General features: G+C 72.7%; 1 protein-coding gene (cut by a window edge). It reads left to right on the top strand.

Annotated elements, in window-relative coordinates; translation table 11 throughout:
• A protein-coding gene (locus OHT76_RS06210; RefSeq protein WP_328869737.1) for a type I polyketide synthase crosses the window boundary here: on the top strand, nt 1-14,325 show its 3' end. Its footprint begins 21,108 nt before the window's first position; only the last 14,325 of its 35,433 coding nucleotides appear in the window; its start codon lies beyond the left edge, outside the window; it ends in the stop codon at nt 14,323-14,325.
• Nucleotides 14,326-14,339 lie beyond the last annotated feature (14 nt).

The following is a 14,339-nucleotide window of genomic DNA, read 5'->3' as shown; positions in this document are numbered from 1 at the left end:
GAGGTCGCGGGGTCTTTTGAACCGGTGGATGTGGGCTGGTCGTTGGCGACTGGTCGGGCCGGGCTGGGGCATCGGGCGGTGGTCTGGGGGAGGGGTGCTGAGGAGCTGCGGGCGGGGCTGGCTTCCGTCGAGTCCTCCGGGGTGGCCGATGGCCGTCTTGCGGTGTTGTTCACGGGGCAGGGGTCTCAGCGGGCTCGGATGGGTGCGGGGCTGGCGGCTGAGTTCCCGGTGTTCGCTCAGGTGTTGGGCGAGGTATGTGACGGGTTCGAGGGTCTGCTGCCTGGGTCGCTGATGGAGGCGCTGTCGTCCGAGGCGCTGGATCGGACGGTGTTCACGCAGGCGGGGTTGTTCGCGGTGGAGGTGGCCCTTTACCGGTTGGCGGAGTCCTGGGGTGTTCGCCCGGACTTTGTGATGGGTCATTCGGTCGGTGAACTGGTCGCCGCGTATGTGGCGGGAGTGTTCTCGCTGGAGGACGCCTGCCGCCTGGTGGCAGCCCGCGGCGCCTTGATGCAGGCATTGCCCGAAGGCGGGGCCATGCTCGCCGTGCAGGCCAGCGCGGCTGAGGTGGACGAGGTTGTCGGTGCTGGCGTGGACATCGCTGCGGTGAACGGGCCGACGTCCGTGGTCCTCTCGGGCCTTGAGGCCGATGTCGAGGCAGCACGGGAGCGTTTGACGGCTGCGGGGGTCAAGTGCCGTCGGCTGGCGGTCTCGCACGCGTTCCATTCGAAGCTGATGGAGCCGATGCTGGCGGACTTCGCGCAGGTGGCCGCGAGTGTGGCCTACGCCGAGCCGCGGATACCGGTCGTGTCGAACGTGTCCGGCCGCGTGGCGGATGAGGAGATACGCACCGCCGACTACTGGGTGCGGCATGTACGGGAGGCCCTCCGCTTCGCCGACGGCATGGCCTCGCTGGCCGACGCCGGAGTGACCAAGTTCCTTGAGCTGGGCCCGGACGCGACACTGACCGCGATGGGCGCCGAGTGCGCAGAAGGCCTGTTCGTCTCCACCACGCGGCGTGGCCACGACGAGGTAGAGACCTTCACCACCGCCATATCCCGACTGTGGACGAGCGGTGTCGACATCGACTGGCCCGCCCTCTTCACCGGCCGCAATCCACGCCGCGTCGACCTGCCCACGTACGCCTTCCAACGCGAGCGCTACTGGCTGGAATCCGGCACGGGAACCGCCGACGTCAGCGGCGCCGGTCTCGCCACGACGGATCACCCGCTGCTGGGTGCCGCGGTAAGCCTCGCAGCCGATGGCGGTGCCGTTCTCACCGGTCGGCTCTCCCTCCGCACTCATCCCTGGCTTGCGGACCACGCTGTTGCGGGCAGGGTCCTCTTCCCGGGGACCGGCTTCGTCGAGTTGGCGATCAGGGCCGGGGACGAGGTCGGCTGCGGCCACCTCACCGAACTCGCGCTCCAAGCCCCCCTCGTACTCCCCGAGCAGGGTGGTGTGCAGGTTCAGGTCGTGGTCGGTTCGGCCGGCGAGGACGGGCAGCGGTCTCTTGCCGTCTACTTCCGTCCCGAGGAGTTGGACGCTCCCTGGGTCCAGCACGCGGAAGGCATCCTGAACGACGCTCCGGCCGCGCACCCCGCCGATCTCACGGTCTGGCCGCCCGTGGGCGCCGAGCCGGTGGATGTGTCCGGCTTCTACGCGGAGGCCGAGGCCGCTGGTTACGGCTATGGGCCCGCCTTCCAGGGCTTGAGGGCTTTGTGGCGTCGGGGGGATGAGGTCTTCGCCGAGGTGGAGTTGGCGGAGGAGCGGCATGCCCAAGCGGGTGCCTTCGGGGTGCATCCGGCCTTGCTGGACTCGGCGTTGCATGCGGTGCTGGCTTCGGAGGCCGGAACAGGGCTGCGGCTGCCGTTCGTGTGGGAGGGCGTGTCCCTCCTCGCGTCCGGCGCCACCGCCGCCCGCGTCCGCATCACCTCTGGCACCGACGGCACCCTCTCCTTGCTCCTCGCCGACGGCACGGGCGAGCTCATCGCCGTGGCCGACTCCCTGACCCTGCGGCCCGTTACGACAGAGCAGTTGGCGTCCTCCCTCTCCGCCGAGCGTGACTCCCTCTACCGGCTGATATGGGAGAACGCACCGCAGGCCGCCGACCTGGACGGGGTGGCCGACTGGGCCGTAATCGGCCCGGATGGGTCACTCACCGACCTCACCAGGTTGTTGGCCGGCGAGTCCTCCGTACCTTCACTGGTCCTGTTCGCCCCGCCCGCCGGTGGCGACCCCGAGGGAACCACCGCCGAGGTGCTGGCGCTGGTGCAGGGCTGGCTGGCCGATGAGCGGCTGGCCGGGTCCCGCCTCGTAGTGGCGACGCGCGGTGCCGTGGCCACCGACGGCGGCGACATCGCCGACCTGGCGACCGCACCCGTCTGGGGTCTCGTCCGGTCCGCGCAGTCCGAGTACCCCGAGCGCTTCGTCCTCCTCGACCTGGACCCGACCAAAGACGAGAACGACGACGCCGTCGTACGGGCAGCCTTGGCCGGTGGCGAACCGCAAATGGCGGTCCGCGACGGCCGGTTGCTGGTGCCGCGTCTGGTGCGTGCGGCTGGTTCCGGCGAGGGTCTTACGGTTCCGGCGGAGGCGGACGCGTGGCGGTTGGACACCTCGGGCACCGGCACGTTGGACGGCCTTGCGCTGGTGCCGGCGCCGGAGGCTTCCGCACTGCTGGAGCCCGGTCAGGTCCGGATTGCCGTCCGAGCGGCCGGTGTGAACTTCCGCGACGTCCTGATCGGTCTCGGCATGTACCCGGGCGAGGCATGGATCGGCAGTGAGATCGCCGGAGTGGTCGTGGAGACCGCCGAGGACGTCACTGAGTTCGCCCCGGGCGACCGAGTCCTCGGCCTCGTACCGCGCAGTTTCGGTCCGATAGCGGTGGCGGATGCGCGTGTGGTCGTACCGATGCCGCAGGGGTGGTCGTTCGAGCAGGCCGCGTCCGTCCCGGTGGTGTTCCTGACTGCGTACTACGCGCTGGTCGACCTCGGCTCCGTCCAGCGGGGCGACACCGTCCTGGTGCACGCGGGGGCCGGTGGTGTCGGTATGGCGGCGATCCAGCTCGCCCGGCACCTCGGTGCGACTGTCCTCGCCACGGCCAGCCCTGGCAAGTGGGACACGTTGCGGGGCTTGGGGCTGGATGATGCCTCGATCGCGTCCTCCCGTGATCTGACCTTCCGGGAGACCTTCGCTGACGCGGTCGTGGATGTGGTCCTCAACTCCCTTGCCGGCGAGTTCGTTGACGCCTCTCTCGACCTGTTGTCGTCCGGTGGCCGGTTCCTGGAGATGGGCAAGACCGATATCCGGGATGCCGGGCAGGTTGCCGCTGAGTACGTCGCCTTCGACATGCTGGATGCGGGTCCGGTGCGGATCGGCGAGATGCTGCGGGCGTTGATGGGCCTGTTCGAGGCGGGGGCGTTGGAGCCGCTGCCGGTGCGGGCGTGGGATGTGCGCAAGGCCCGGGAAGCCTTCCGGTTCATGAGCCAGGCCCGGCACACGGGCAAGGTTGTGCTCACGATGCCCGCGGTACTCGCCCCCGAGGGCACCGTCCTGATCACCGGAGGCACCGGCACCCTCGGCTCGCTCCTCGCCCGCCACCTGGTCACCGGACATGGGGTACGGCATCTGCTGCTGACGAGTCGGCAGGGGCTGGAGGCGCCGGGTGCGGCCGAACTCGTAGCAGAACTCGGTGAATTGGGTGCCGTCGTAGAGGTGGTCGCCTGCGACGCAGCCGACCGCGACCAACTCGCCGCCCTCCTCGACGGACGGCGCCTCACAGGCGTCGTCCACGCGGCAGGCGTACTTGCCGACGGGCTGGTCACCACCCTCACTCCGGACCAGCTCACCACCGTATGGCGCCCCAAGGCCCAAGCGGCCATCAACCTCCATGAGTTGACCCGCGACTCCGACCTTGCCCTCTTCGCCCTCTACTCCTCCGCCTCCGGCATCTTCGGCGGCCCCGGCCAAGCCAACTACGCGGCAGCGAACGCGTTCCTGGATGCGCTGGCGCACCGTCGACGGGCTGAGGGGCTGGTCGCGACCTCCTTGGCCTGGGGGCTGTGGGAACAAGCCAGCTCCATGACAGGCGAGTTGGGCCGCGCCGACCGTCAGCGGCTGAGCCGGATGGGGCTGGCCCCGTTGCCCTCGGCCGAGGGACTCGCCCTGCTGGACCGGGCCGTAGCCACCGCCGAGGCCGCCCTCGTGCCCGCCCGCCTCGACCTGGCCGGACTGCGCGCCGCCGAAACCATCCCCGCCGTACTGAACGGACTCGTCCGCGCCGCGCCGACCCGGCGTACCGCCCGCGCAGCTTCCACCGACGCGCTCACCGAGCGGCTGGTCGGGCTCAGTCGGCCCGAGCGGGAGCGGCGGCTTGTGGAGCTGGTACGCGGACAGGTCGCCGCCGTTCTGGGGCATGTCTCCGAAGAGTCCGTCGATGCCGAGCGTTCCTTCAAGGAGCAGGGCTTCGACTCGCTGACCGCAGTCGAACTGCGCAACCGCCTCAACACGGCGACCGGGCTAAGGCTCCCCACCGCCCTCGTCTTCGACCACCCGACCCCGACCGCGCTCGCCGGCTACCTCCACACCGAGCTGTGGGGGACGGAAAAGGAGACGACCGCCCCTGCGACGACGGCGGCGGCGGCGACGGACGAGCCCATTGCGATCGTCGGCATGGCGTGCCGCTTCCCCGGCGGCGTGGCGTCCCCGGAGGACCTGTGGCGACTGGTGGCCGAGGGAGTCGACACCATCGGCGCCTTCCCCGCCGACCGCGGCTGGGACCTGGACGGGGTCTACCACCCCGATCCGGCACACCCCGGCACCACATACACCCGACAAGGCGGATTCCTCTACGACGCGGCCGAGTTCGACCCCGAGCTGTTCGGTATCTCGCCGCGCGAGGCCCTTGCCATGGACCCGCAGCAGCGGCTGCTCCTGGAGACGACCTGGGAGGCGTTCGAGCGGGCGGGTCTCCCGCCGACCTCGCTGCGCGGCAGCCGTACCGGTGTGTTCGCCGGTGTGGTCGCGACCGACTACGCGGCGCGGCTGGACGAGGTGCCCGGCGATGTCGAGGGCTACCTCGGCATCGGCAACACCTCCAGCGTGGCCTCCGGGCGGCTCGCCTACACCTTCGGCCTGGAGGGCCCGGCGGTTACCGTCGACACGGCGTGCTCCTCGGCGCTCGTCGCGCTGCACCTCGCGGCCCAGTCGCTGCGGCAAGGTGAGTGCGACCTCGCTCTCGCGGGCGGTGTCGCCGTGATGCCGTCGCCGTACATGTTCGTGGAGTTCAGCCGTCAGCGCGGACTCGCCGCCGACGGCCGCTGCAAGGCGTTCTCGGCCGGTGCGGACGGTACCGCCTGGTCCGAGGGTGTCGGGGTGCTCGTCGTCGAGCGGCTCTCGGACGCTCGTCGCAATGGTCACCGGGTCCTCGCTGTCGTGAGTGGCTCGGCCATCAATCAGGACGGGGCATCGAACGGGCTGACGGCTCCCAACGGCCCCTCCCAGCAGCGCGTCATCCGGGCCGCGCTCGCCAAGGCCGGGGTGGCGGCCGCCGATGTCGACGCCCTGGAGGCGCACGGCACGGGCACCGCGTTGGGCGACCCGATCGAGGCGCAGGCACTCCTCGCCACCTACGGCCGTGATCGGGACGCCGAACAGCCGCTCTGGCTCGGCTCGGTGAAGTCGAACATCGGGCACACCCAGGCCGCCGCCGGTGTCGCGGGCGTCATCAAGATGGTGATGGCGATGCGGGCGGGCGTACTGCCGAAGACTTTGCACGCCGACGAGCCCACCCCGCACGTCGACTGGACGGCGGGCGGTGTACGGCTGCTGACCGAGGTACGGGAGTGGCCGACCGACGGTCGCCCCCGCCGCGCCGCGGTCTCCTCCTTCGGCATCAGCGGCACCAACGCACACGTCATCCTGGAACAGGCCCCGGAGCCCGCCGAGCCGTACGCGCTCCCTGGCACGCAGCCGGGGGAACCGGCCGACGCGGAGCCTGGGCAGCCTGCCGACCCGTACGTGCCGCCTGGCACGGAGCCTGGGCAGCTCGCCGACCCGTACGTGCCCCCTGGCACGGAGCCTGGGCAGCCCGCCGACCCGTACGTGCCCCCTGGCACGGAGCCTGGGCAGCCCGCCGACCCGTACGTGCCCCCTGGCACGGAGCCTGGGCAGCCCGCCCACCCGTACACACCCCCCGTCACGGAGCCGGCCGCCCCCACCCCGTGGGCGTTCTCCGGTCGTACCGATGGCGCCCTGCGCGCCCAGGCCGAACGCCTCGCCACGTTCACCGCGGAGCGGCCAGGACTCCCCGCCGCCGGCATCGCGTTGTCGCTCGCCGCGACCCGCGCCGCCCTCGATCACCGGGCCGTCGTCCTTGCCGACGACAGCGCCGGGTTCGCCCGCGGACTCGCGGCCGTCGCCGCGGGCAGCGGCGGGCCCGAGGTCGTCACCGGCGTCGCCGCCTCCGCCGGGCCCGTCGCCGTCCTCTTCACCGGCCAGGGCAGCCAACGGGTCGGCATGGGGCGCGAGTTGTACGGCGTGTACCCGGCGTTCGCGCGGGCGCTCGACGCCGTCTGCGAGGCGCTCGACGCGCACCTGGAACGGCCGCTGCGCGAGGTGATGTTCGCGGAGCCGGGCAGCGAGGACGCGGCCCTGCTGGACCGTACCGCCTGGGCCCAGCCCGCGCTCTTCGCCGTCGAGGTGGCCCTCTACCGCCTGGTCGAGCAGTGGGGCGTCCGCCCCGACCATGTCGCCGGGCACTCCGTCGGTGAGCTGGTCGCGGCCCATGTCGCCGGGGTGCTCTCGCTGGCCGACGCCGCCGCGCTCGTCACGGCGCGCGGACGGCTGATGCAGGCGCTGCCGGCTGACGGGGCCATGCTCTCCGTCCAGGCGGGCGAGGACGAGGTCCGGGAGACGCTCACGGGCCACGAGGGCGCCGTAAGCCTGGCCGCCGTCAACGGCCCGGCGTCCGTGGTCATCGCCGGGGACCGGGAGACCGTCACCGCACTCGACGGCCTGTGGCGCGAGCGCGGCCGCAAGACCAAGTTCCTCCGCGTCAGCCACGCCTTCCACTCCCCGCACATGGACGGGATGCTGGACGAGTTCGGCACCGTAGCCGCCGGTCTTGAGTACGCCGAGCCCCGTATACCGGTCGTCTCCAATGTCACCGGCGCGGGCGCGGCACCCGGTGAGCTGGGCGCCGCCGCTTACTGGGTACGCCATGTCCGCGAGCCCGTCCGCTTCCACGACGGCGTGCGCTGGCTGCGCGACCAGGGCGTGACCACCTTCCTGGAGCTGGGCCCCGACGGGGTGCTGACGGCCATGGCCGACGACTGCCTCGCCGACCCCGCGACGCAAGCAACGCCCCCCGCTCTGCTCCTGTCCGCCCTGCGCAAGGACCAGCCCGAGCCGGCCACCCTGCTCCGTGCCCTTGCCACCCTGTACGTCCACGGCGGCACCGTCGACTGGGCCGCGCTCCATGACGGCGGCGCCGCCCACCGGGTCGAGTTGCCCACCTACCCGTTCCAGCGCTCACGGTTCTGGCTGGAGTCCGCCGCCCGCAAGGGTGCCGCCGCCACCCCCGACTCGGCGGAGGCCCGCTTCTGGGAACTGGTCGAGAACCAGGACGCTTCCGCCCTCGCCGCCGCCCTTGACCTCGGCACAGACGGCGACGGCGGCATCGACACCCTGCTCCCCGCCCTCGCCTCGTGGCGGCGCGGCGAGCGGGACCGCTCCACCCTGGACGCCTGGCGCTACCGCACGGTGTGGAAGCCCGTCACCGCCCTGGACTCCGGCCGCCTCGACGGCACTTGGCTGGCCGTTCTTCCGGCCGACGGCGCCACAGCCCCGGACCCTGCTCAGCCTCAGGTGCTCGACGCCCTGCGCGCCCTCGGCGCCGACGTCGTGGAACTCCGTCTCGGAGAAGACGCACCGCGACTCGGCGCCGAGCACGTCGCCGGGTTGCTGCGGGACGCCGCGCCGCAGCGGGGCGTCTCGGGCGTCCTCTCTCTGCTCCCCGGGGCCCATGGGCTCGACGTCACCCTCACCCTGCTCCAGGCCCACGTGGCCGCCGGGCTCGACGCCCCGCTGTGGTGCGTCACCCGCGGCGCCGTCGCCGTCACCCCCGACGAGCGGATCGCCGACCCCGCCCTCGCGCAAGTGTGGGGCCTGTGCCGGGTCTTCGGGCTGGAGCACGCCCCGCTCTGGGGCGGTCTGGTCGACCTCCCGGCCGCGGTGGACGAGCGGGCCGCCCTCCGCCTCGCCGCCGTCCTGGCCGGGACCGACGGCGAGGACGAGTGCGCCGTCCGCGCCTCCGGGACCTTCCTGCGCCGCCTCACCCGCGCCACCGCAGGCGCCCACCCCGGTACGGAGTGGAAGCCCGGCGGCACCGTCCTGATCACCGGCGGTACCGGTGGACTCGGCGCGCACATCGCACGCCGGCTGGCCCGGAACGGCGCCGAGGATCTCGTCCTCACCAGCCGCCGTGGCCCCGAGGCCCCCGGCGCGGCCGAACTCGCCGCCGAGCTGACCGCTCTCGGCGCCCAAGTCTCCGTCGTCGCCTGCGACATCGCCGACCGGGACGCCGTAGCCACGCTCCTCGACACACTGCCCGGACGCCGGCCGCTCAGCACCGTCGTGCACGCGGCGGGCATCGGCCACTTCACCGCCGTACCGGAGCTGACGCAGGAGGAACTCGCGGACGTACTGGCCGCCAAGGCCGACGGCGCCGACCACCTCGACGCCCTCCTCGGCGACCGCGAGCTGGACGCCTTCGTGCTCTTCTCCTCCATCGCCGGGGTCTGGGGCAGCGGCCACCAGGGCGGTTACGCCGCCGCCAACGCCCATCTCGACGCCCTCGCCCAGGACCGGCGCGCCCGTGGCCTCGCCGCCACCGCGGTGGCCTGGGGCGCCTGGGCCGACGGCGGCATGGCCGACGAAGAGATGACCGCCCACCTGGCACGGCGCGGCATCCGTGCGATGCGGCCCGAACTGGCCGTCGCCGCGCTCCAGCAGGCGCTGGACCGGGGGGACACCAACGTCACGGTCGCCGACGTCGACTGGGAGCGGTTCGTCCCCGCCTACACCGCCACCCGGCACCGGCCGCTCATCGGCGAACTGCCCGACGCCCTGCCGCACTTGGCCGGGCCGGAGCAGGGCGCCCCGGAAGACAGCGACCTCGCCCGCCACCTGTCCGGGCGTATCCCCGAGGAGCAGGACCGCCTGCTCACCGAGACCGTCCTCACCGAGGTGGCCGCCGTCCTCGGCCACAGCGGCACCGCCGGTCTCCAGCCCGCTCGCGCCTTCAAGGACCTCGGATTCGACTCACTGACCGCCGTCGAACTGCGCAACCGCCTCACCACCGCCACCGGGCTCCGGCTGCCGTCCACACTGGTCTACGACCACCCCACCCCCGCCGCCCTCACCGCGTACCTGCGCGGTGAACTCCTCGGCGCCGCCCCCGAGTCGGCCTTGCCCGCCACCCGGGTGCGCGCGGACGAGCCGATCGCGATCGTCGGCATGGCCTGCCGCTACCCCGGCGGGGTCAGCTCGCCCGAGGACCTGTGGCGGCTGGTCACCGAGGAGGGCGACGCCATCGGCGCCTTCCCCGCCGACCGGGGCTGGGACGTCGAGGCGCTGTACGACCCCGAGGGACGGCGCCCCGGCACCTCCTACGTCCGCGAGGGCGGCTTCCTCTACGACGTCGCCGGGTTCGACGCCGAGTTCTTCGGTATCTCGCCGCGCGAGGCCCAGGCCATGGACCCCCAGCAGCGGCTGCTGCTGGAGCTGTCCTGGCAGGCCCTGGAACGCGCCGGACTGCCCCCGACGCGGCTGCACGGCTCCACGACCGGGCTGTTCGTCGGCTCCAACGGCCAGGACTACGCCACCCTGCTGGGCCGCTCGCCCGAAGCCGTCGCCGGCTACCAGGCCACCGGCAGCGCCGCCGCCGTGGTCTCCGGACGGATCGCCTACGCGCTCGGCCTGGAGGGGCCCGCGGTGACCGTCGACACGGCCTGCTCCTCCTCCCTGGTCGCCCTGCACATGGCCGTCCAGTCACTGCGCAACGGCGAGTGCGAGCTGGCGCTCGCGGCCGGTGTGACGGTCATGTCGACGCCCGGTGCCTTCGTGGAGTTCAGCCGACAGCGCGGCCTCGCCGCCGACGCCCGCTGCAAGCCCTTCGCCGAGTCGGCGGACGGCACCGGCTGGTCGGAGGGCGCCGGTGTGCTCGTCGTCGAGCGGCTGTCGGACGCGGTCCGCAAGGGCCATCAGGTGCTGGCGGTCGTGCGCGGTTCGGCCATCAATCAGGACGGGGCGTCGAACGGGCTGACCGCTCCCAACGGTCCGTCGCAGCAGCGCGTCATCCGCGCCGCGCTCGCGGGCGCCGGGCTCACCGCCGCCGACGTCGACGCCGTCGAGGCCCATGGCACGGGTACGACCCTGGGCGACCCGATCGAGGCGCAGGCGCTCCTCGCCACCTACGGCCGTGATCGGGACGCCGAACAGCCGCTCTGGCTCGGGTCGGTGAAGTCCAACCTCGGTCACACCCAGGCCGCCGCCGGTGTCGCCGGTGTCATCAAGATGGTGATGGCCATGCGAGCGGGCGTCCTGCCGCCGTCCCTGCATGCCGGGGAGCCCACCAGCCACGTCGACTGGTCCGACGGCACCGTCGCCCTGCTCGACCGGCCCGTGCCCTGGACTCAGGGCCGGACCGGACCGCGCCGCGCCGGAGTCTCCGCCTTCGGCATGTCCGGGACGAACGCCCACGTCATCTTGGAGGAAGCACCGCCGGGTTCCGCGCCCATGGGCCCGGCGGTTGTGTCCGGCCCCGCAGGTCTGCCCGGCTCATCTGTGCTGCCGCTGGCCGTTTCGGCCCGCACCGCCGAGGCGCTGACCGCCCAGGCGGAGCACCTCGCGGGTGCCCTGACCGACCGCGATCCGGTCGACGTCGGATGGAGCCTGCTCACCACGCGGTCCGCGCTGGAGCACCGCGCGGTGGTGTGGGGGTCCGAGGTGGGCGAACTTGCCGATGCTCTGAGGGCGTTGACCTCCTCGGCGCACGCCGTCACGGGCACCGCCCTTGAGGCAGGCGGCACGGTCTTCGTGTTTCCGGGGCAGGGGTCGCAGTGGTTGGGGATGGGGCGGGGGTTGTTGGAGTCCTCGCCGGTGTTCGCGGCGCGGATCGGTGAGTGTGAGGCGGCACTCGGGTCCTTCGTGGACTGGTCGCTGACCGAGGTGCTGAGCGGCGATGACGATGCCTGGATGCGGCGGGTGGATGTGGTCCAGCCGGTGCTGTGGGCGGTGATGGTGTCGCTGGCGGCCGTCTGGGAATCCTTTGGGGTCACACCGGCTGCGGTGATCGGTCACTCGCAGGGTGAGATCGCCGCCGCAGCCGTGGCCGGTGCCCTGAGCCTGGAAGACGCGGCCCGGGTTGTTGCTCTTCGCTCGGCTGCCATCCGGGATGAACTCGCTGGCCGTGGTGGGATGTTGTCGTTGGCGACCGGTGCTGAGCAGGCATCGGGGTGGGTTGAGCCGTATGGCGATCGGGTGTCCATCGCCGTCTTCAACGGGCCCGATGCCACGGTCGTTGCCGGTGATCCGGAAGCGCTGGATGAGATCGCCGGGTTGGCGGATGCCGCCGGCGTCCGCGCGCGGAGGGTGCCGGTCGACTACGCCTCGCATTCCGCCCAGGTCGAGGACATCCGCGAGCGGTTGCTCAACGCCCTTGCCCCGGTGGCGCCGCGCGCATCGCGGGTGCCACTGATCTCCACCGTGACCGGCGAGGCGTTGGACACGGCGACGATGGGCGCCTCGTACTGGTACGAAGGCCTGCGCCGGCCCGTGCGCTTCACCGACGCGATCCAAGCAACGCTGGCCCAGGGCCACTCCCGTTTCATCGAGGTCAGCGCCCACCCCGTCCTGACCATGGGCGTGCAGTCCATCGCGGAAGCCGCCGAGCAGCCGGTCACCGTCGTCGGCACGCTCCGTCGGGACGAGGACGAGAGCGCCCGCTTCATCGCGAGCGCCGCCGAACTCTGGGTCCACGGCACCGACATCAACTGGTCCGCCGTATACGCGGGCCGCACCGTGCGCCGCGTCGACCTCCCGACGTACGCCTTCCAGCACCGCCGCTACTGGCTGGAGCCCGCGCCCGAAACCCCCACCGATGGCTCCCCTTTGGACTCCGAGTTCTGGGAAGCCGTCGAGAGCGAGGACCTGGCGGTGCTTTCCGGCCTCGGAGGCGAGCAGGACGCGTGGCGGGCGGTTCTGCCGGAGCTCGCCTCCTGGCGGCGTCGCCACCGTGAGCTGTCCACCGTCGACGGCTGGCGCTACAAGGTCGTCTGGAAGCAGCAGCCCGACACCGCCGCGTCCGCCGAGTTGTCCGGTCGCTGGCTCCACCTGACCTCGGAGGGCGCCGGGGACGACTGGCACACCGGCCTCACCGGGCTGCTCGGGGAGGGCGGCGCCGATGTGGTGACCGTGCCCGTGCCGTCCGGTGGCGCCGATCGTGCGCTGCTCGCCCGGCTGTTGACCGAGGCGGCCGGGGAGCAGGGAGTCACCGGGGTGCTCTCCTCCCTGGCGCTGGCGGACGAGCGGCCCGCCGACGGTCACCCCATGGTCGCCGAGGGCGTCGCCGCCACCCTCGCCCTGATTCAGGCGGTCACCGACACCGGACTCGACGCCCGGGTCTGGTGCGTCACCCGGGGCGCCGTCGCCACCGGCTACGGCGACGAGATCACGCACCCCGTCCAGGCCGAGGTCTGGGGGATGGGCCGGGTCGCCGCGCTCGAACTGCCGCAGCAATGGGGCGGCGTTGTCGATCTGCCCGCCGATCTGGAGGACGAGCGGGTCCGGCGCCGGATCGTGGCCGTGCTCGCCCAGCGCGACCGCATCGAGCACGATCAGGTCGCCGTACGGACCGTCGGGCTTCTCGCCCGTCGGATGGTGCCCGCGCCGCTGCCCGCCGACGGGCCGGTGCGGGACTGGAAGCCGCGCGGCACGGCCATCGTCACCGGAGGCACCGGGCTGCTCGGCGGCATCCTCGCCCACTGGCTCGCCCGCAACGGCGCCGAGCACCTCGTCCTCACCAGCAGGCGCGGCACCGACGCCCCCGGCGCCGCCGAACTGCGCGCGGAGCTGGAGGAGTTGGGAGCCAGGGTGACGATTGCCGCCTGCGATGTCACCGACCGCGCCGCGCTCGCCTCGCTCATCGGCGGACTCGACGCGGCCGGCGACGACATCCGTGCCGTCTTCCACACCGCGGTCCTCTATGAGCTGGGCGCCCTCGCCGACACCACCGTCGCCCAGTACGCCAACGTCGTCGACGCCAAGATCACCGGTGCCCGGATGCTCGCCGAACTGCTCGGCGAGCGGGAGCTGGACGCCTTCGTCGTCTACTCGTCCGTCGCCGCCCTCTGGGGCAGCGGCGACCACGGCGCCTACTCCGCCGCCAACGCCCACCTCGACGCCTGGGCGCTCGGCCAGCGGGCCCGTGGGGTGCCTGTCACCGCCGTCGCCTGGGGCATCTGGGACGCCGTCAACGAGCGGGACAGCCGGGACGCCGCCGAACGACCCGTCCTCAACCGGCGTGCCCAGCGCCAGGGACTCCCGCTCATCGACCCCGAACTCGCCCTCACCGCCTTCCAGCAGGTGCTCGACCACGACGAGGCCACTGTCGCCGTCGCCGACATCGAATGGGAGCGTTTCACCCAGCTCTTCACCTCCGCCCGGGACACCCACTTCCTGGACGACCTCCCGCAGGCGCGGCCGTACCTCCCTAAGGCCGGGGAGACCGCCGTCGTCACCGAGGCGGGCACCTCCGAACTCCGCGCCCGGCTGCGCGGCCTGCCGCCGGGTGAACAGGACCGTGAACTACGGGAGTTGGTACGCGGCCAGGCGGCGGCCGTCCTCGGCCACAGCGGCCCCGCGACCATCGAACCGGACCGCGCCTTCCGCGACCTCGGCTTCGACTCGCTGACCGCCGTCGAACTGCGCAACCAGCTCGGCGCCGCCACCGGCCTCGCCCTGCCCACCACCCTCGTCTTCGAGCACCCCACCGTCACCGACATCGTCGCCCTGCTCCGGGACGAGATGGCGCTCGACGGCGGCACCGGAGACGCCCTCACCGAACTCGACAGGCTCGAAGCGGCGCTGGCCGCGTCCACCCCCGACACCGACACCCGCATCAAGCTCACCCGGCAGCTCCAGACGCTGCTGGTCCGGCTGACCGACGACGCAGCGGGCGGCACCGACGACGTCGACGAGGAGGACCTCGACGCGGCCACCGCCGACGAGATGTTCGCCCTGATCGACCGCGAATTCGGAAGCTCCTGACCCCTGGCCCCCGA

It is taken from the genome of Streptomyces sp. NBC_00287, assembly GCF_036173105.1.
Taxonomy (GTDB): Bacteria; Actinomycetota; Actinomycetes; order Streptomycetales; family Streptomycetaceae; genus Streptomyces.
Note: the sequence above shows the minus strand (reverse complement) of the source record. Positions and strands in the feature narration are given on the sequence as shown.